13 protein-coding genes and 1 pseudogene are annotated in these 19,052 nt (G+C 69.6%); 8 read left to right on the top strand and 6 right to left on the bottom strand.

What is annotated here, in order from left to right:
• Positions 1 to 89 precede the first annotated feature (89 nt).
• A complete protein-coding gene (locus ACWDEX_RS17115) occupies positions 90 to 1,535 on the bottom strand; it encodes a hydrolase (protein WP_450464259.1) in 1,446 nt (481 codons plus the stop codon).
• A gap of 240 nt (positions 1,536 to 1,775) precedes the next feature.
• On the opposite strand from ACWDEX_RS17115, the pseudogene ACWDEX_RS17110 reads away from it, so the two are divergent.
• Positions 1,776 to 2,060: pseudogene (locus ACWDEX_RS17110) on the top strand (nucleoside deaminase); the annotation flags it as partial.
• 158 nt (positions 2,061 to 2,218) lie between these two features.
• The gene (locus ACWDEX_RS17105) at positions 2,219 to 2,752 is read left to right on the top strand and encodes a GNAT family N-acetyltransferase (RefSeq protein ID WP_450464258.1); all 534 of its coding nucleotides are present in this window, start codon (positions 2,219 to 2,221) and stop codon (positions 2,750 to 2,752) included.
• A 61-nt stretch (positions 2,753 to 2,813) separates the two neighbouring features.
• Here the strand turns inward: ACWDEX_RS17105 and ACWDEX_RS17100 are convergent, their stop codons facing one another.
• Positions 2,814 to 3,506: a chaplin gene (locus tag ACWDEX_RS17100; protein ID WP_450464257.1), complete on the bottom strand. Its 693-nt coding sequence runs from the start codon at positions 3,504 to 3,506 to the stop codon at positions 2,814 to 2,816.
• Positions 3,507 to 3,800: 294 nt separating this feature from the next.
• Here ACWDEX_RS17100 and ACWDEX_RS17095 point away from each other — a divergent pair, with 294 nt between their 5' ends.
• Positions 3,801 to 5,369 (top strand): alpha/beta hydrolase, encoded by a 1,569-nt coding sequence (locus tag ACWDEX_RS17095; RefSeq protein WP_450464256.1) that lies wholly within the window; start codon positions 3,801 to 3,803, stop codon positions 5,367 to 5,369.
• Between the two features lie 37 nt (positions 5,370 to 5,406).
• On the opposite strand, the gene asnB is transcribed toward ACWDEX_RS17095, so the two are convergent.
• A complete protein-coding gene (gene asnB / locus ACWDEX_RS17090; protein WP_450464255.1) occupies positions 5,407 to 7,248 on the bottom strand; it encodes an asparagine synthase (glutamine-hydrolyzing) in 1,842 nt (613 codons plus the stop codon).
• Between the two features lie 298 nt (positions 7,249 to 7,546).
• A complete protein-coding gene (locus tag ACWDEX_RS17085; protein WP_450464254.1) occupies positions 7,547 to 8,803 on the bottom strand; it encodes an arginine deiminase in 1,257 nt (418 codons plus the stop codon).
• Between the two features lie 293 nt (positions 8,804 to 9,096).
• On the opposite strand from ACWDEX_RS17085, the gene ACWDEX_RS17080 reads away from it, so the two are divergent.
• The 3 genes from ACWDEX_RS17080 to ACWDEX_RS17070 all read left to right on the top strand — a co-directional run bounded on the left by ACWDEX_RS17080 (position 9,097) and on the right by ACWDEX_RS17070 (position 13,007).
• A complete protein-coding gene (locus ACWDEX_RS17080; protein ID WP_450464253.1) occupies positions 9,097 to 10,194 on the top strand; it encodes a baeRF3 domain-containing protein in 1,098 nt (365 codons plus the stop codon).
• Positions 10,195 to 10,272: 78 nt separating this feature from the next.
• Positions 10,273 to 11,337: a Gfo/Idh/MocA family protein gene (locus ACWDEX_RS17075; RefSeq protein WP_450464251.1), complete on the top strand. Its 1,065-nt coding sequence runs from the start codon at positions 10,273 to 10,275 to the stop codon at positions 11,335 to 11,337.
• Between the two features lie 251 nt (positions 11,338 to 11,588).
• Entirely contained in the window at positions 11,589 to 13,007 is a 1,419-nt protein-coding gene (locus ACWDEX_RS17070) for a PP2C family protein-serine/threonine phosphatase (protein WP_450464250.1), read from the top strand.
• Positions 13,008 to 13,063: 56 nt separating this feature from the next.
• Here the strand turns inward: ACWDEX_RS17070 and ACWDEX_RS17065 are convergent, their stop codons facing one another.
• Complete coding sequence (locus ACWDEX_RS17065) at positions 13,064 to 14,563, bottom strand: DNA-binding protein NsdB (protein WP_450464249.1); 1,500 nt, start codon at positions 14,561 to 14,563, stop codon at positions 13,064 to 13,066.
• A 233-nt stretch (positions 14,564 to 14,796) separates the two neighbouring features.
• Between ACWDEX_RS17065 and ACWDEX_RS17060 the strand changes: the two genes are divergently transcribed.
• Entirely contained in the window at positions 14,797 to 15,936 is a 1,140-nt protein-coding gene (locus ACWDEX_RS17060; protein ID WP_450464248.1) for an aminoglycoside phosphotransferase family protein, read from the top strand.
• Positions 15,937 to 16,261: 325 nt separating this feature from the next.
• Entirely contained in the window at positions 16,262 to 18,238 is a 1,977-nt protein-coding gene (locus ACWDEX_RS17055; protein ID WP_450464247.1) for an N-acetylmuramoyl-L-alanine amidase, read from the top strand.
• A 120-nt stretch (positions 18,239 to 18,358) separates the two neighbouring features.
• Here the strand turns inward: ACWDEX_RS17055 and ACWDEX_RS17050 are convergent, their stop codons facing one another.
• The gene (locus tag ACWDEX_RS17050; protein ID WP_450464246.1) at positions 18,359 to 18,856 is read right to left on the bottom strand and encodes a hypothetical protein; all 498 of its coding nucleotides are present in this window, start codon (positions 18,854 to 18,856) and stop codon (positions 18,359 to 18,361) included.
• Positions 18,857 to 19,052: the final 196 nt, after the last annotated feature.

Below are 19,052 nucleotides of genomic sequence, written 5' to 3'. Positions count from 1 at the left end.
ATTATGCACAGACCCCGCAGCCGGGAGCACATGCTTCGTCGGCGTCATGGAAGGCCGCGCGACCGCGGCTCACCGCTCGTCTTTACGACTCAACTCACGTTGAGCGCAGTGTCGTCGATGACGAACGACGTCTGGAGCTTGGCGCCCTCGGTGCCGGTGAACCTGATCGTCACGGTCTGCCCGGCGTAGTTGCCGAGGTTGAAGCTGCGCTGGATGTAGCCGGAAGCCGCGTTGAGATTGGAGTACGTCGCCAGGGTGCCCAGGACCGTGCCGGAAGGGTTGAGGACCTGCACACTGAGCGTGTCGTACGCCGTGGTGGTCGTGGTCTCCGCGGTGTCGATATGGAGGGAGAAGCTCAGGGTCGCGGCGCAGCCGGAGGGGATGGTCACCGTCTGGGAGAGGGTGTCGGTGGTGGCGGAGCCGTAACCGTCGAGCCAGGCGTAGTACGAGCCGGTACGGGCGGGCTCCCCGGTCGAGTTGGTGATGACGCCGCTACTGGCGCTCCAGATGGTGTTGCCGGACTCGAAGCCGTTGTTGCCGAGGAGTTGGGCCGGGGTGCAGGAGGTGGAGCCTCCGCCCCCGCTGCCGCCGCTCGCTCCGGAGAGCCATGCGGTGGCGTTGAGGGCGAGGGCCGCGTTGGTGGCGGTGGAGTCGTTCCAGCCGTCGTACAGCGTGTTGCCGGGCTGGCCGGTGCCGTCGTCGATGGGTGAACTGTCGCCCCAGAAGGCGACGCGGCCGCTTCCGAAGGTGCTGGTCAGGAAGAACGCGCCGGTGTTGCCCGAGTAGCCGGAGCGATAGACCAGGCCCTTGACGGAGGAGTTGTCCGAGGGCTTGAGCGTGGCGGTCGTGCCGTTGGCGATCAGGCTCTTGGTGACGGTGCCGAAGGACCCGTGCAGGACCGGGTCGGCGCTGTCGCTGATGGCGGCAGGGTGGTCGGAGCCGATGTTCAGCGAGTCGACGGAGAAGCCGAACGGGTCGGTGGAGTCGACGCTGTTGTTGGTCATCAGGTCGTTCAGGATCTTGACCGCGTCATAGCCGTCGTTGTTGCGGTCGGCGCCGGTGTGGTCGGAGATCATGAACAGCCCGCCGCCATTCTTGACGAACGTCATGATGGCAGTCTTCTCGGCCCCGGTGAAGAGCGTGTTGGGTTCGGGCAGGACGAGCGTGTCGAATTTCGACAGGTCGGTCGAGGACGCGCCACCGTAGGCGAGGCTGGAACCCGAAGGCAGCGTCTTGAGACTGTAGTTGCCTGTCTTCTGGAGGGCGACGCCCCAGGAGGAGAGCGCTCCGGTCCAGTCCTTCTCGACGGACGGCGAGGAGTTCTCGCCGAGCGGGTCGGGCTGACTGGTGGAGATGATCCAGTCGGCGTTTCCCGCGGTCTCCGCGTGTGCGTTGTCGAACAGGACGCGGTGTGGGGTGGCCGCGTGGGCCGGGGTGGCCGCCGTGGTCATCTGGACGGCGGCGCCCGTGGTGAGCAGGCCGAACACGGCGAGGATCGTGGTGAGTCTGCGGGGGGACCTGGTGAGTGCGAGCATCCGGCGGACCTCCGTGAGGCGTTGGGGGGAAGGAACGATGCGGGTGCCGAGTCTTCGCGTGGAGAACCGCCACCGCGGTCTGCGCGCGTAGACATCTCTTCGTACGCTGCCCGGGTGACGCACTGTTGAACGGTACATGGCAGAAGTGGGGCTGCGCAGGAGAACCTCCACGCACCAGGCCGAGGATTGACCTGACGTTGACCCGGGATTGAAGAAGCGGAACGGATTGTTCGGCATCGTAAGGAGCGCGCGGCGGCGACCGTCTACACCTCCGGCGAACACTGCCCCATGTGCGCGGCCGCCCACGCCTGGGTGGGGCTTGGCCGCATCGTGTACATCGCCTCGTCGGCGCAACTCGCTTCCTGGCACAGCGAGTTGCAGGTTTCCGAGCCTCCCGTGCGAACCCTTCCCGTGAACGAGGTCGCGCCCGGTGTGGTGGTCGAGGGACCCGTACCGGAACTGGCGGCGGAAGTACGCGAGCTGCACCGGCGCTTCCATCGCCCCGAGCGCACGGAGAAGGCGTAGTTGCCCGCTGAGATCGGGGACGCGGCGAGCGCCACCCATGTGATGGGGCGGCCGCACCGAACCTTCCGATGTCCGCGGACCGGTACCGGACCATGCGCACGCACCCTGAAGCCGCAACAGGCAATGTTCGCCCTGTCGCGGCACTAGTCTGGCTGGGCATGACCGTGGAACGCGTGACGCTGCGCCCCGCAGCCGAGGACGACCTATCACTCCTGGAACGGTTCCTGACGGACCGTGAGGCGGCCGCGCCCTTCCTTTGGTTCGGCTGGTGGGATCCCGGGCGCTGGCGGCGCGAATGGGCGGAGAACAGGCTGCTCGGCGACGACCAGGGCATGCTCATGGTGGTGCGAGACGATGAAGTGCTGGGCTTCGTCGGATTCCGGAAAGTCTGGGCGTCTCGCACCTCCTACTACTGGAACATAGGCATCGCTCTGATGCCGGAGGCCCGCGGCAAGGGCGCGGGGACCGAGGCCCAGCGGCAGTTGGTTCGCTACCTGTTCGCACACACCGTCGTCGAGCGCGTCGAGGCGGACACGGAGGTCGAGAACATCGCGGAGCAACACTCCCTGGAGAAAGCCGGTTTCACCCGGGAGGGGCTCGTTCGCAGCGTCGTGTTCCGGGACGGACAGTGGCGTGACGGGGTGCGGTACAGCATTCTGCGGCGCGAGGCCGCCGAAGCGGCCTCGCGCTGACATCGGCGGCGCCGGGGACCCTGCCGACTGTTCGTCCGCAAGGTCCCCTCGGCGCACCGGCTCAGCGCCTCGCGCTCACACGGGAACGCCGGTAAAGGATCGCCCCGCCGAGCACCAGGGCCGCGCTTCCCGCGAGCGCGGGCACGGTCGCGTCCGCGCCCGTGTGGGCGAGCGCGGCCGTGGGCTGCGGAACGGGGCGCGGGCGCGGACGCGAACCCGGTGTGGGGGTGTGCGCCTCGGGGGGCGCCACGACCGGTCGTGGAGCGTGATGGTGCGGCCGGTCGACCCAGCCGTTCGTGGAGGTGTTGCCGGTGGCCGCGTTGCCGACACCGGCCACGTTCACCGAATTGCCGCTGACATTCACCGGGAGGTCGACGGGCAGTTGCACCTCGTTGCCGGAGAGCAGGCCCGGTGAATCCGTTGCCCTTCCGTGCGCGAACGCACCACCGTCGGAAGCCGCGTGATGCGACGGACCCGTGGACACGCCACCGCCGGGGACCGCATGGTGCACCGTGCCCCGGTTCGCGCAGGTGTTTCCCACGGCCGGGTTGAGAAGCCCCACCACATCCACGGTGTTGCCACACACGTTGACCGGTACGTTCACCGGAAGCTGGATGGTGTTACCGGAGATCAGTCCGGGCGAACCCGCCGCAGTGCCCTGCGCCGCGGAGTCCGCGTGCGCGGGCAGCGCCACGGTCATCGCCCCGGAGGCGGCGGCCACGGCGATCAAACCATTTCGGGTAACCCGTTTCATCGGTTCCCTGCCTTCCAAACTTGGTCGCGGGCACTCACCCGCACCCGATAAAACGCAGCCGAACCATCGGAGTTATGGCTTATCGGCCTTTCACCCCATCGAGTGGCGTGGTTTTCGAACCCACGGGAAGGCCGTCGCGGCAGGTGACCCGGCGCAGCGAGGCGCCAGACGATGGCACGCAGAGTACGGCATATCCGCCTGCCCTGCCCGCCCGCAGGCGCGCCCCCAAGAGCCCGCCTATCGTGATCGGAGGGTCGCCGCCGGATCCGCAGCCGGGGCGTCCCCGGAGGCACCATGCTGTCCATGCGCAGACGTCGTGCGATCACCACGGCGGCGGCCACGACCGCGGTGCTGGCCCTCTCGGGCACGGCGCTTCCGTCGGCGGCCACAGCCACCGACGGACCCGATCTGTCCCGCTTCTACCGCCAGAAGATCTCCTGGTCCGCCTGCAAGGGCGAGGGCATGCCGAAGGACCTGCAGTGCGGGCAGGTGACGGTCCCCCTCGACTACGCGAGACCCACCGCCGGGACGCTCGACCTGGCGCTGGCCCGCTTGCCGGCGACCGGGCGGTCCCGGGGATCGGTACTGCTGAACTTCGGCGGTCCCGGCCAGGCGGGCGTTCCCCAACTGGCCTCGTCCGGAACGGTGTTCGCAAACCTCGCGACGTCCTACGACGTGGTGACGTTCGACCCGCGCGGGGTCGGCCGGTCCTCGCCGGTCAGCTGCGGAGAGGACACGGGCGGGACCGTGAACGTGACGGGCCTGTCCGCCGACGGGAGCGACCCCCGAGCCGCCCTCCAGCAGATACGCAAGCTGGCCGAGCAGTGCGCCAGGCACTCCGGGCCGGTGCTGCCGCACATGGGGACCGTCAACGCCTCCCGCGATCTGGACGTGATGCGCCAGGCCCTCGGCGACAAGAAGCTGAACTACCTCGGCTTCTCGTACGGCACGCGCCTGGGCGCGGTGTACGCGGCCCAGTTCCCCACGAAGGTGGGCCGGATGGCGCTCGACGGTGTGGACACGCTCACCGAACCCCTGGCGGAGCAGGGCCTGGCGGCGGCACGAGGACAGCAGGCCGCTCTGGACGACTTCCTCGACTGGTGTGTCAAGGACGTGGCCTGTCCGTTCGGGCAGGACGCGCGCTCGGCCCGGCGGCAGGTGGTCCGGCTCGTCGACTCGCTGGACCGGAAGCCCTTGCCGACCGCCCTGGGCCTGCCGTTCTCAGGGCAGGACCTGGTCGCCGGGATCGGGCAGGCACTGTTCAGCAAGAGGCTGTGGCCGGCGCTGGAGCAGGCATTGTTCCAGCTCGTGAAGGAGGACGACCCCAGCGGGATCCTGCGCTTCTCAGGCAGCGCCCTGGCCCTGCCGTCCGCTCTGGGGACCGACGGTGGACTGGTCGACCCCGCGGACGTGCCCGACGACAACCTGACGGCCGCACTGTTGGCCGTCAACTGCGCGGACGATCCGGACCGGCCGAGTACCGACCGGATCGTCCGGGACATCGCCCGGCTGCGCGGCGCGTACGAGGCGGCCTCCCCCGTCTTCGGACCGCACCGGCTCTCGCAGGTGCTGATGTGCTACGGGCGCCCCCGGGGCACCGACTTCATCCGGAAGAAGGTGAAGGACGTCCACACCGCGAAGATGCTGCTCGTCGGCACGCGCGGGGACCCCGCGACCCCGTATCGCTGGACGCTGGAGACCGCCAGACGCCTGGGCCCGTCGGCGGTGGTCCTCGACAACAGGGGCGAGGGACACACCGGATACGCGTCCTCCGACTGCGTTCACGCGAAGGTCGACGCCTTCCTCCTGGACGGGGCACTGCCGACCGGGGACAGCACGTGCGGGCCGGAGCAAGCGCGCTGATCCGGGGCGCCGCTCCCATACCGCTTCCCACCCACGGTCAGGTGAGGGAAAGCTCCGGCTGGTAGACGTCCAGCCACAGCGCCAGGTCCAGGGTCCGTTCGAGGCCACGGCGGGAGACCTGGGTGATCTGGGGGGTGTCGCGGTGGGCGGCCTGGCGCACCCGCTCCCGGTCGACCAGGTCGAAGACCGGGTGGGAGGGGCGGGCGAGGAGGTCCTTGGCGTGCTCCTGCAGGGCGAGGGCGTACTTGGGGTCCTGGGTCGAGGGATAGGGACTCTTGACGCGGTCGTAGACGGACTTCGGGATCAGGTCCGCCGTCGCCTCCCTCAGCAGGCTCTTCTCCCGGCCGTCGAAGGACTTCAGTGACCAGGGGGCGTTGTAGACGTACTCGACGAGCCGGTGGTCGCAGTACGGCACCCGTACCTCCAGGCCGACCGCCATGCTCGCCCGGTCCTTGCGGTCGAGCAGGATCCGTACGAAGCGGGTCAGGTGGAGGTGGCAGATCTGCCGCATCCGGTACTCGAAGTCGCTCTCGCCGTCCAGTCGCCGGATGCCCTCGACGGCGTTGCGGTAGCCCTCGGCGATGTACGCACCGAGGTTCAGGGCCTCGGTCAGGGCGGGGCTCAGAACGTCGGTGTCGTCGCCGAAGTGCCGGCCGAAGCGGACGAGCCAGGGGAAGGTGTCGGCACGGCGGGCCTCCTCGTCGAAGAACTGGAGGTATCCGCCGAAGACCTCGTCCGCGGACTCCCCGGACAGCGCGACCGTGGAGCGTTCGCGGATCGCCTGGAACAGCAGGTACAGCGAGGTGTCCATGTCGCCGAAGCCCATCGGGAGGTCGCGGGCGCGAATCACCTTTGCTCGGACGTCGAGATCAGCGAGGGCTTCCGCGTCCAGGACGATGTCCTGGTGGTCGGTACCGCAGTCGCGGGCCACGTCGTGCACGAACGGTGTGTCGGGGGTGGCGCGCAGCTCGTCGGCGACGAAGTTGTCGGTCTGCCCGACGAAGTCCACGGCGAAGCTGCGCACCTTCTCACCGTGTTCGGCCAGTTGCCGCGCGGCCAGGGCGGTCATCGCGGAGGAGTCCAGGCCGCCCGACAGCAGCGTGCAGCGCGGCACGTCGGCGACAAGCTGGCGACACACGATGTCCTCCAGCAGCGAGCGGACGGTGGCGACGGTGGTGTCGCGGTCGTCGGAGTGCGGCCGGGTCTCCAGTCGCCAGTAGACCCGCCGGTGCAGACCCTGCCGATCGACTGTGACCACGGTGCCCGGCTCGACCTCGTGCATGCCGTCCCACACGGCGTGTCCGGGCGTCTTGACCATCGCGAACAGCTCCCGCAGCCCGTCGAGGCGCACCCGGGCACGGGCCAGCGGGTTGGCGAGGATCGCCTTGGGCTCGGACCCGAAGAGGACGCCGTCGGGGGTGGGGTAGAAGTAGAAGGGCTTGATGCCCATGCGGTCGCGGATCATGACGAGCTCGTCGTGACGGCCGTCCCAGAGGGCGAAGGCGTACATGCCGTTGAGCCGCTCGGCGAGCGCGTCGCCCCATTCGAGGTAGGCGCGCAGGACCACCTCGGTGTCGGAGTCTGTGGTGAAGCGGTGGCCGCGGTCGGTCAGCTCGCGGCGCAGCTCGGTGAAGTTGTACGTCTCCCCCGAGTAGACGAGGGCGACGGGGCCGTCCGGGGTCTGCGCAGTCATGGGCTGGCGCCCTCCGACCAGGTCGATGATCGCGAGCCTGCGGTGTCCGAGGGCGGCGGCTCCTTCGATCCAGGTGCCGCTGTCGTCGGGCCCCCGGCAGGCCATGGTCTCCGTCATGGCGTCCACTGTCGCTGTCTCGGCCCTCAGATCACGGTCGTAGGAGACCCAGCCGGTGATGCCGCACATGCGTTACCTCCCGGTCCTGCCACCGAGAGCAGCGCACTCACCTTCGGCTTTGCACAGCCTCGGCCACTCCCGGCAAACCAGTTGTATCAAGCAGCTATGTGTCGAGCGTCGGTCACGCACGCGAGGAGGTCAACTCGGCCGTGGCCTGGTCGGCCCCCACCACGCCCCCGTTTCGGCCGGGCTTTACGTCGCGTGTACGCGCCGATCCGCTTCTTGACGAGAGAGGGCCGTCGGTTCTCGGCCATGGGCAAAGAGTTGCCCAGCAACTCGCGGCTGCCCGCCGCCTCCCGCACGGGCCTCAGGACTCGACCGGATCCCGGATGATCGGACAGGTCATGCAGTGCCCGCCGCCCCGACCGCGTCCCAGCTCCGCGCCGACGATGGTGACGACGTCCACACCCGCCTGGCGCAGCAGCGCGTTGGTCTGGGTGTTGCGGTCGTAGGTGAAGACCACACCTGGCTCCACGGCGACCGCGTTGTTGCCGCTGTCCCACTGCTGGCGCTCCGAGGCGTACACATCACCGCCCGTCTCGACCACCCGCAGACCGGGCAGGCCCAGCGCCTTGGCGACCACGTCCACGAAGGGGCGTGTGCCCTCGTCGACGGGTTCGATGCCCGGGGCCTTGTCGGCGGGCCGCAGGGAGAAGGTGTGGACCCCGTCCATGATGGCCGGGTACAGCGTCACCAGGTCCCGGTCGGCGAAGGTGAACACGGTGTCGAGGTGCATGGCGGAGCGCAGCTTCGGCATGCCGGCCACGATGACGTGCTCGGCGGCACCGCCCTGGAACAGGGCCGCCGCCACCTGGGTGATCGCCTGCCGGGAGGTGCGTTCGCTCATGCCCATCAGTACGACACCGCCACCGACCGGCATGATGTCTCCGCCTTCGAACGTGGCCTGCCCCCAGTCGAGTTCGGGGTCGCCCCACCAGATCGTGGATTCCGCGAAGTCGGGGTGGAAGGCGTAGACCGCCTTCATCAGCAGGGTCTCGTCATGACGGACGGGCCAGTACAGCGGGTTGAGGGTGACTCCGCCGTACAGCCAGCACGTCGTGTCGCGGGTGTAGAGCGTGTTGGGCAGCGGCGGCATCAGGTACTCGCGCGCACCCGTCGACTCACGGGCCAGGGCGAGGTGTTCGGTGCGGTAATCGTCGGGCAGGTCGGTGGTGGCGAGGCCGCCGATCAGGTATTCGGCGAGCCGCGCGGGTTCGATGGATTCCAGGAAGGCGCGGCTGGTGTCGACGAGTCCGAGCCCGACCTCGTTGGCGGTGATCTTCCGGTCCAGCAGCCAGTCCCGGGCCTCGGGGATGGCCATCGTCTGCCCGAGCAGATCGTGCAACTCCACCACCTCGACACCGCGCCCGCGCAGTTTGTCGACGAAGTCGGCGTGGTCACGCTGGGCGTTCTCCACCCACATCACGTCGTCGAAGAGCAGTTCTTCGGCGTTGGTGGGGGTCAGCCTGCGGTGGGCGAGACCGGGAGCGCAGACCAGCACCTTGCGCAGTCGGCCGACCTCGGAGTGGACGCCGTACGTGGGGCGGGATTCCTGACAGGTCACGATGTGCCTTTCCGGAGTGCGGACCGCCAGAGGCTGATCCCTCCTGGCGCCGGGCGGGCGGTGCGCCGTACCGGGCGTTCGGGGCACGGCGTTCGACGGTGTCGCTCCGGGGGTCGTCGCACGCCCGTCGAACTGCGTCCCGGTGATGCCCCAGGGCGGTCGGGCACCGACGTCCGTCGGCGACGAGAAGAGTTTCGTCCGACGACCCGGTCGACACCGACACCCCATTATCTCGGATTCATGACCGTCTTGCCCCAAATGCCTTCTTCGTGAATCGGCCCTATCGTGCTGCTATGGAGCACGATCTGAGTCCCGCGACCCTCGCCGAACTGCGGCGCCCCCGCAGTTACCCCGCGGTGTCCGTGCTGACGCCGACACACCGCCGTGGGCCCGACAACACCCAGGATCCGGTCCGGCTGCGCAATGTGGTGGCCGAGGCCAAGAAGCAACTGGAAGCCGATCCCGCGGTCACCCGGGAACGACGCACCGATGTCGTCCGCCAGCTCGACCAGGCGCTTGCGGAGGTGGACCTGTCGCACGCGGAGGACGGCCTCGCCATCTTCGCCGCACCGGGCGAGCACCAGGTCTGGACACTGGCCCGTACGGTGCCCGAGCGCGTGGTGCTCTCGGACACCTTCCTGACCCGCAACCTCGTCTCCGCACAAGCTGCCGAGCGGCCCTACTGGGTGCTGTCGGTATCGGCCGACCGGGTCACCCTGTGGAGCGGCGGCATCGAGCGCGTCACCGAGGACCACACCGGCGGCTTCCCGCTGGCCAGGAGCCGCCCGAACTTCGACGCCGAGCGCCAGGAGCAGATCGGCGACATGCCGAGCACCTTCCGTGACGAGGGGACCCGCCATTTCCTTCGCGAGGCCGACACGGCGATGGGCGCGGTGCTGCGCGAGCACCCCCGCCCGCTGTACGTCACCGGTGAGCCTGCGGCGCTGTCCTGCCTCGACGAGGTCGGCACCATCGCCAAGGACGCCATCCACGTCCCGCACGGGGGTCTGGCCCACGGCACCCCCGACGCCGTGTGGCAGGCCATCCACCCCGTGGTCACCGCCCAGGACCGCGAGGACGTCGACACGGTGAGCCGCGAGTTGGTGGCGGCACGCGGTCGCAGGAACTTCGCCGCCGGCGTCGACGAGGTCTGGCAGAACGCGTCCGACGGCCGCATCCGGCTCCTCGCGGTCGAGGAGAACTACCGCGTGACGGTCCGCGACGTCGCCGGAGACCACTTGGTGCCGGCCGAGAGCGGCGACCTCGACGCCCGTGAGGACATCGTGGACGAGATCGTCGAGCGCTGCCTGGACACGGGCGCCGAGGTCCGCTTCGTTCCGGACGGCACCCTGGGCGACGCGCAGGGCATCGCCGGGGTGCTGCGCTACTGAGTGCCCTTTCGACGTCGGCCCTCTTCACCGCTTCCCCCACTACCCTGCCGGAAACACTCGATGGAGAGGGTGGGACCCATGGGCGATCTGCTGGGAGTGGCGGTACTGGGCGCGGGCCACATGGGCGCCGACCACATACGCCGTCTGGATCGTCTGGTGAGCGGGGCCAGAGTGGTGTCCGTGGCGGACCCCGACACGGACCGCGCCGAGGAAGCCACGGTCGGCATCGACGGCGTCCAGGTGCACGCCGAGCCGATGGCCGCTCTCGATGCGCCGGGCGTCCAGGCCGTGCTGATCGCCTCACCCGGGCCGGCACACGAGGAAGCGCTGCTCGCGGCCTTCGCGCGGGGCCTGCCCGTGCTGTGCGAGAAGCCTATGGTGCCGGATCCGGCGGGGGCGCTGCGCGTGGTGGAGGCGGAGGCACGGCTCGGACGTCGGCTTGCGCAGGTGGGCTTCATGCGGCGGTTCGACGCCGAGTACGCGCGTTTGAAGTCCCTGCTGGACACCGGCCGGTTGGGGCGTGTGCTGATGCTGCACTGCACGCACCGCAATGTTTCCTCGCCATCGGACTTCACCACGGCCATGCTGATCAACAGTTCCGTCTCGCACGAGATCGACGCGGCCAGGTGGCTGCTGGAGCAGGAACTCACCGCGGTGACCGTGCTGCGCCCGCGGCCGTCCTCGAACGCCCCGGGCGGCCTGCTCGATCCGCAGTTCGTACTGTTCGAGACGGCGGACGGCGCCCTCGTGGACGTGGAGGTCTTCGTCAACTCCGGCTTCGGCTATCAGGTGCGCTGTGAGGCGGTCTGCGAGGGCGGCAGCGCCCGGATCGGCGACGGGCACACGATGGTCGTCACGACCTCGGGCGGCGCGTGCAAGGAGGTCGCGCAGGACTATCTCGTACGGTTCGCGGACGCCTACGACCGCGAGGTGCAGGCCTGGGTCGACGCCACGCGGCAGGGACGGGTCACCGGCCCCACCGCATGGGACGGATACGCGGCCTCTGCGGTCGCCGAGGCGGGCGTCCGCGCCCAGCGGAGCGGCGGTCGCGTGCCCGTGGACCTCGCCCCGCGCCCGGAACTGTACGGAGGCGCCGACCGCGTCCCGCCGCCGCGGCACAGCGATGCGCGCACACGCACCTGACGAACACACATCCGAACAACGAATCCGTGTTCCCAATTTTCGTCAAGTCTCCTGCGAACACTACGACTTGACCACATCGGACACACCAGCCCCACATCACGCGCAGGCACTCCACAGAGCCTGTGGCATATGCCAGAAGCACCACCGGATCGTGTGTTGCCAAATCCCTTACAGGGCGTCGCAGGCTGTGCAACAGTCGTAACGGCCCTTCCGTCAGCCTTCGTGGAATCGTCCCCGCATCGGAGTGCGTCATGCCGCCCCACCTCTTCGCGGATCGCTCATCCGCCCGGCCGCCCGAGCGCGGCACGGTCGATGCGCTCATCTCGCAGACGCGGCGGCTGCGCGGCGAGGTGGACGCGGTACGGCGGGAGGCGCTGCAGGACGGCTCGGATCCCAAGGGACGGTGGCAGCGCGCACTGTGCGATCTGACGTTGCATCAACTCAGTGATGTCGACCAACACTTGGCTCTACTGCGGGACGGCCCGCCACCCACGGCCGTCAACCCCTCCGACAGTCCCGCCGCCCCTCCCCCGCCCCCGGCGGGCTCACTGCTCAGCCGGGTCGGCAGTGCGGAGTGGAACCTGCTGACCGACGAGGCGAGCTGGTCCGGGGAGCTGTACCAGATCCTCGGCCGCGACCCCGCCACCCCCGCGCTCACCCTCGACGAACTTCCCTCACTGGTGCACGACGACGACCGGCCACTACTCACGGCGATGGTCACGGACTGCCTGGTCGACGGCAAACCCATCGACGGGGAGTTCCGCATCTCGCGCCCCGACGGCGAGCCGCGCACCGTGCACATGATGGGCGAGCCCGTGCTCGACGCCACCGGCACCACCGTTTCGATGTGGGCCGTACTACGGGACGTCAGCGAACTACGCCGCTACCGGCGGACCGTGTGTGAGTCCCACAACTCGCTGCAATGTCACCGGCACCGGGAGCAGACCGAGCACCGGCTCGCGGTCGCGTTACAGGAGGCCGTGCTGCCACCGCGGCGCGGCTCCCTGCGGCTCCCGCGGCAGGGAGCCGGAACGCTCGACGTGGCAGCCTGCCATCTGCCGTCCGCCGCGCACACAGCGATCGGCGACTGGCACGACACACTCGAACTACCCGACGGAGACACACTGCTCGCCGTCGGTGACCTCACCGGGCACGGCATGTCCGTGACCCTGAGCATGGCGACACTGATCGGGGCCCTGCGCGGCATGGCCGTGGCGGGCAGCGAACCCGGTCATCTGCTGAGCCTGCTCAACCAGTTACTGGACGCCTCGATCCAGCCGTCGCTGGGCAGCGCCCTCTGCTGCCGCTACCGCCCCGGGACGCACACCCTGACCTGGGCACAGGCAGAACACCCCGTCCCGCTGCTGTTCCGCAACGGGACGGGGCGCATGCTCGCGGCACCGGACGGCGCACTGCTCGGGGCGGCCTCGACAACCGCCTACGGGCAGGCCGAAGAGACCCTGGAGGAAGGCGACCTGCTGCTTCTGCACACCGAGGGGCTGCTCCCGCGGGACAGTGGCACGGCGGCCGTCCAGAGGCTGCTCGACCTGGCTCCGCACTTCAGCGGAAACCACACGGCCCAGGACTGCGTACGGACTGTTGTGGAAGAGTTCGGCGAGCGCGATCGCAAGGACGACGCCTGCGTGCTCGTCGCCCGGATCGTCTCCTGACGAGAAGGCCACAGCCCCCTTGGATCCGACCCTTTCGCGCGACCGGCGAAGGCCTTCTACGCCTGCGTGTTGTTTCCGCCTCTGGGCTTGGACAGGCCCTTGGGCAGCGCCAGTTCGATCTCCTCCCGCAGGTCCTGGATCTTCGGGTAGCTGGAGTACTGCGCGGTGAGCCGGTACATCTCACGCAGCCGGTCCCAGGTGCGGTGGGAGGAGTTCGCCCCCATCGACGTCAGTGCCAGACGCGCGTACCGGTCCGCCTGCTCCGGGTCGTCGGCGATGAAGCACGCGGACGCGAGGGAGATGCGGTCGAAGATCTTCGACCGGTCCCGGCCGGCCCCGCGCAGCTCCAGCGCCTCCTTCGCGTGCCGCTGCGCGATGGCGGCCGCACCCGGCTCGTGTTCGGCGAGGGTGCGGTAGGCCAGCGCCTGCATGCCGTGCAGATCCGCCTCGTCGAACATCTGCATCCAACTCGGCGGGGGCACATCCCCCTTGTCCGAGACGAACAGGTCCTCCGCCTGGCCAAGGGTGCGCCGCATGGCCTGCCCCTTGCCCATCGAGGCCTGTGCCCAGGCCTCGATGGTGCTGAGCATGGCCTGGGTGCGGGGCAGCACCTGGTCGCCGGAGCCGGACCTGGCGAGCTGCATCAGATCGAGTGCGTCGTCGGGCCGGCCGAGGTGCACCATCTGGCGGGCGGCGCGGGAGAGCGCCTCCCCCGCCCGCGGGCGGTCGCCGCCCTCACGCGCCGCGTGGGCGGCGATGACGAAGTACTTCTGTGCCGTGGGTTCCAGGCCGATGTCGTGTGACATCCAGCCCGCGAGGACGGCGAGGTTGGCAGCGACGCCCCACAGCCGCCGCTGCAGATGGTCGGGGTGATGGTAGGAGAGCATGCCTCCCACTTCGTTGAGCTGGCCCACGACAGCCTTGCGCTGCAGTCCGCCGCCGCGGGCCGCGTCCCAGGCCCGGAACACCTCGACCGAGCGCTCCAGCTCCTCGATCTCCTGCGATCCGATGGGGGCAGCCTCGTAGCGGTCGTACCCGATCGGGTCGACGTTCAGGGGGTCGGCGAAGCGGGGGGCATCGGCCGCGAGGGCCGGATCGGTGTGCAGCCAGTCGTGCATGGCGCTGCTGAGTGCTGATCCTGCGGCGAGCGCGGCGCCCGCGCCCACCAAGCCGCGTCGGTTGAGCATGAGGTCCATTCCCGTGAATTCGGTGAGGACCGCAGCAGTCCGCTCGGGTGCCCATGGGATTCCGTCGGGGTGCTGGGCACGCCCTTCGTCACGCCGTCTCCCCGGGCGCCCGTGCCGGACCAGACCGAGGTCCTCGATGGTCACGACACGGCCGAGTCGCTCGGTGAACAGCGCCGCCAGCACCCGCGGCACGGGATCGCGTGGGATCTCTCCCATGTCGATCCAACGCCGCACCCGCGAGGTGTCGGTCGCCAACTGGGGGTGGCCCATGGCCGCCGCCTGCCGGTTGACCAGCCTCGCGAGTTCGCCCTTGGACCAGCCGGCCAGGCCGAACAGGTCCGCGAGGCGGGTGTTGGGTTGTCCACTCACGTCAAGCCCCCAGGTTCTCGGCTGAGTTGACAGTAACCCTCTGTCAGATGCTTCGGGACTATTCGCCAGGGTTCGCCAGGGTGCGCCAGATGGTGTGCCACGGGGCATCGGGTGTCAGGTAGGAACGCGCCACCCCGACCCGGCCGCCGCAGGGACATTCCCCAGGGTGCACCCAGGGCGGTCGGGGCGGGCGGCGTCAACTCGTCGGCACACGAAGGGATCTGTCTAGCCTCATGTACGCAGCATCGTCCTCCGTGTCCGCCCCGCCCCGGTCGCTGCGCTCCCGCCCGGGCGCCGGCGGCCCCTACCTCGACCCCGCGCGACCCGCGGCCCCCGTGCTCGGTACCGCCAGGACGCGACACGTTCCGGGGGTTGGTGCCCAACCACTCAGCGGGAAAATCGACTTGTCCGGCCCACAGGGCTCGCAACTGCGCGCCGCCATCGCTTCGGTGCACCGCATCTGCCCGGAGTTCGCTCCGGTACAGGTGCTGCGCCGGAGCGGGCGTTCCGTGCTCATCGTCGGCACAACCGGGCGCAGTACGGCCGTCGCCAAGTGCTTACTCGACCACTCCCCCATCTGGTCCGAACGCTTCCGGCACGAGATAGCGGCATACCGCTCGTTCGTCAGGCACCGACCACCGGTACGGGTGCCCCGGCTGATCGCGGCGGACCCGGACAACTGCACCCTGGTGATCGAGCGGGCGCCGGGCCGAGTGGCCGCGCTCCAGCGGCATCCGGCGGAGGCACCCCCACGCGGCGACATCCGGGCGGCGCTGGGCGCGATCTGCCGGTTGAACGCATGGCGCCCCCCGGCGGGCACATTCGAGGCACCGCTGGACTACGCGGAGCGGATCGCGCGCTTCCATGAACTGGGCCTGCTCACCGACCGGGACATGGGCGACCTGCAGAAACTGCTGCACGACATCGCCTACTCGGCGGGTCGGCAAGGCATGGGCCAGTTCTGTCACGGTGACGCTCTCCTGTCGAACATCCTGCTCTCACCGGCAGGTCCGGTGCTGGTGGACTGGGAGCACGCGGGTTGGTACCTGCCCGGGTACGACCTGGCAACACTGTGGGCGGTTCTCGGTGACGCCCCGGCGGCCCGGCGTCAGATCAGCCAGGTCGCGCAGTCGGCGGGACCTGCCTCGCGTGACGCCTTCCTGGTGAACCTGATGCTCGTCCTCACCCGTGAGATCCGTACGTACGAGACGGCCGTGCAGCGTTCGATGCACGACGCGACCCCGGCGGCACCAGGAGCGACTCACCCGGGTGCCGTCCCGACCGGCGAGGAACAGCGGCTGCTGCTGAGGCGGCTGCACGATGACTGTCAGTTGGCGCGGCGGGCCGTACGAGCGGCGGTCGGCACTCGCTGAACTGATGTCGGTCCGCAGTCCGCGGTGCGCGCACAGCAGCGCACCGCGAACCCGGTGCCCCGGCGGGCGTATGGCGCCTGCCGGGGCACCTGTATGTCCGGTCGTGCGGAAAACCTCGCAGGACGCGCCCGCACAGGTTATTGGTCCACTCCACTGACGCCCCGCAGGCCGCGTCACCGCCGCCACGAAACCACCTCTCGACCGCTGCTGACATGGGTAATCTCCTTGGTCTGTGCATGATTGACGGATCGTCGACGAGCCGGTACCACTGACGCACGTTCGGCCCCGCACGTCCCAGAGCGCCCGACGGCCCCAGGAGGCTGCATTGCGAGGATCCGCCACCGTCCCCCAGGCCCCAGACGGGCGCAGACGCGCCCTCAGGGCGGCAGGCGCCGTCGCCTCGGCGGCGTTGCTGCTGCCGGCGCTGCTGGGCGCCGCCCCGGCCCCCGAACAGCCCCCCGCGTCCGGTCTGCAGGGTGCCTTCGCCGCCGCGGCCGCCGAGTACCACGTGCCGCAGAGCGTGCTGCTCGGTGTCTCGTACCTTCAGTCCCGCTGGGAAGCGCATGACGGCGCGCCGAGCGTGACCGGCGGCTACGGTCCGATGCACCTCACCGACGCCCGCACCGCGATCGCCGAGACCCCCCACCACAGCGAGGGCACGGAGGACGCCCGCGGCGACCAGGCCCGCGCCGCCCTGCTCCCCACGACGAAGGTCCCCGAGAACTCCGAACTGCCGGCCCGGCTGAAGACGCTGACGAAGGCCGCCGCGCTGACCGGCATCCCCGCGGAGCGGTTGCGCACCGACGCCGCGGCCAACATCGCGGGCGGTGCCGCGCTGCTCGCCGCCGCGCAGGAACACCTCGGCGAGCCGCTGACCGCCGATCCGGCCAAGTGGTACGGAGCGGTGGCGACGTACTCGGGCGCGGACGACAGCGCGACGGCGGCCGCGTATGCCGACGATGTCTTCCGGGTGATGCGCGAGGGTGAGCGGCGCGCCACGGACTCCGGAGAGAACATCACGCTGACCGCGCAGCCGGGCCTGGCGCCCGACACGGCGCAACTCAAGCGCGCCGGACTGCGCGCGGCCGGCACGGCCGCGACCGAGTGCCCGAAGAGCGTGGCCTGCGAGTGGATCCCGGCGCCGTACGAGGAGTTCGGTGAGGGCGACTTCGGCAATCACGACCTGGGCGGCCGGCCCGCGTCACAGAGCATCAAGTACATCGTCGTTCACGACACCGAAGGCCGGTGGGACGGCGTCCTCAATCTGATCAAGGACCCGACCTATGTGTCATGGAACTACACCCTGCGGTCCACGGACGGGCACATCGCCCAGCACGTCAAGGCGAAGGACGTGGCCTGGCACGCGGGCAACTGGGACATCAACGCCAGGTCGATCGGCCTTGAGCACGAGGGTTTCCTCGTCTCGCCGGACGCCTGGTACACGGAGGCGATGTACCGCTCGTCGGCCCGGCTGGTGAAGTACCTCTCCGCGAAGTACGGCATCCCACTGGACCGGCAGCACATCCTGGGGCACGAGAACGTTCCGGGCCCGACGACCGCCTCTGTCCCGGGCATGCACACTGACCCGGGACCGTACTGGAACTGGCGGCACTACTTCGAGCTGCTCGGCAAGCCGTTCCACACCACGGCCGACTCCGACGGCGGCCTGGTGACGATCCTGCCGCACTACGCGAAGAACCAGCCCGAGTACACGGGCTGCACCGCGTCAGGTCAGCCTTGCGCTGCGCACGGCTCCAGCGAGGTGCGTCTGTACAGCAGGCCGGACGAGACCTCGCCGCTGATCAAGGACATCGGGCTGCGTCCCAAAGGCGGCGACTCCACGATCGACGTGAACGACGTGGGCTCGCGGGCCTCCACCGGCCAGCAGTACGCGGTCGCCGACCGTGACGGAGACTGGACGGCGATCTGGTACCTGGGCCAGAAGGCCTGGTTCAAGAACCCGAAGAAGCAGTCGACGGCGGTGAACGCGTCCGGGCTCGTGGTGACGCCCAAGGCAGGCCTCGCCGACATCCCGGTGTACGGGCGGGCGTACCCGGAGAAGGAGGCCTACCCGGCGGGCGTGCCCGTGCAGTCGGTCTCGCCGCTGTCCTACCGACTGCCGGCCGGCCAGAAGTACGTCATCGGCGACGAAATGCCGGGCGAGTACTACTACTCGGCCACCTTCACCGTGGACTCGCACAAGGTCGTGATCGGCAAGGACCGCTACTACGAGATCCAGTTCGGCCACCGGGTGGCGTTCGTCCGGGCGGCGGATGTACAGGTGGTGCCGTCGGCGTCGTAGGCGAGTGCGGAGGGCCGGGGGCACACGGTGGTCCCGGCCCTCGGCGTGTCCGTACCACCGGGAATGACCGGACGGGAACCCGGATGGTCAGGGCTTCCGTCCGGGCCGGTACGCCGGTCGTCAGCCCTGCTGGAACAGCTCCGCGGGCAGCGGCTTCAGCAGGGCGTACAGGTCGTCGGTGATGGGGCGGTCCCAGGCGGCGATGGTCACCAGGACGTTGTCGCTGCGGTCGAACTGGACGCAGGCGATACGGCCCTCGGAGAGCTTGAGGCGGCGCACGATCAGGAGGTTGTCACCCTGCATCACCGGGATGTCCTCGGTCCCGACGACGGTGACCTCCTCGTCGTTGTCCAGCGCGAGGAGAAGCTGCGTCACCTCGAAGGGAATCTCGCCCTCGGCCACGTCACGCGCCGGGGAGCCCTCCGGCAGATTGCCGATGATCATCGCGGGGCCGCGTCCGCCGAACAGGTCGTAGCGCAGGAAAACGCCCTGGCAGCTGCCGTCGGGCGCGGGCAGCAGCCCGGCACCGAGATTGCCCGGCCAGTCCCCCGGGTCCATGGCCAGAACGTCGAAGTCGGGGCCTGCGGGAGTGGCGCTGCGGCGGCGGAGGAAGGACATGCCGCAATGGTACGTGCCCGAGCGAAGAGCGAGGCCTGGGGTAGACCTTGGGGAGAGCCCGCTCACGTGCCGCCGAGCGGGGGGCCTGAGCGAGCCCTAGTTGTATTGCCCTGAGAGGTTAGGAACGCGGCTGGCGGGTGGCTGACCCTTGAGCGCGGTGTGTCCGCGGTGGTGATTGTAGGTGTGCAGCCATTGC

Source organism: Streptomyces sp. NPDC001020 (assembly GCF_053599115.1).
Note: the sequence above shows the minus strand (reverse complement) of the source record. Positions and strands in the feature narration are given on the sequence as shown.

What these genes read in the sequence shown, in the direction of transcription:
- ACWDEX_RS17115 (WP_450464259.1), bottom strand. Translation starts at nt 1,535, where the DNA reads ATGCTCGCACTCACCAGGTCCCCCCGCAGACTCACCACGATCCTCGCC.
- ACWDEX_RS17105 (WP_450464258.1), top strand. Translation starts at nt 2,219, where the DNA reads ATGACCGTGGAACGCGTGACGCTGCGCCCCGCAGCCGAGGACGACCTA.
- ACWDEX_RS17100 (WP_450464257.1), bottom strand. Translation starts at nt 3,506, where the DNA reads ATGAAACGGGTTACCCGAAATGGTTTGATCGCCGTGGCCGCCGCCTCC.
- ACWDEX_RS17095 (WP_450464256.1), top strand. Translation starts at nt 3,801, where the DNA reads ATGCTGTCCATGCGCAGACGTCGTGCGATCACCACGGCGGCGGCCACG.
- asnB (WP_450464255.1), bottom strand. Translation starts at nt 7,248, where the DNA reads ATGTGCGGCATCACCGGCTGGGTCTCCTACGACCGTGATCTGAGGGCC.
- ACWDEX_RS17080 (WP_450464253.1), top strand. Translation starts at nt 9,097, where the DNA reads ATGGAGCACGATCTGAGTCCCGCGACCCTCGCCGAACTGCGGCGCCCC.
- ACWDEX_RS17075 (WP_450464251.1), top strand. Translation starts at nt 10,273, where the DNA reads ATGGGCGATCTGCTGGGAGTGGCGGTACTGGGCGCGGGCCACATGGGC.
- ACWDEX_RS17070 (WP_450464250.1), top strand. Translation starts at nt 11,589, where the DNA reads ATGCCGCCCCACCTCTTCGCGGATCGCTCATCCGCCCGGCCGCCCGAG.
- ACWDEX_RS17060 (WP_450464248.1), top strand. Translation starts at nt 14,797, where the DNA reads ATGTACGCAGCATCGTCCTCCGTGTCCGCCCCGCCCCGGTCGCTGCGC.
- ACWDEX_RS17050 (WP_450464246.1), bottom strand. Translation starts at nt 18,856, where the DNA reads ATGTCCTTCCTCCGCCGCCGCAGCGCCACTCCCGCAGGCCCCGACTTC.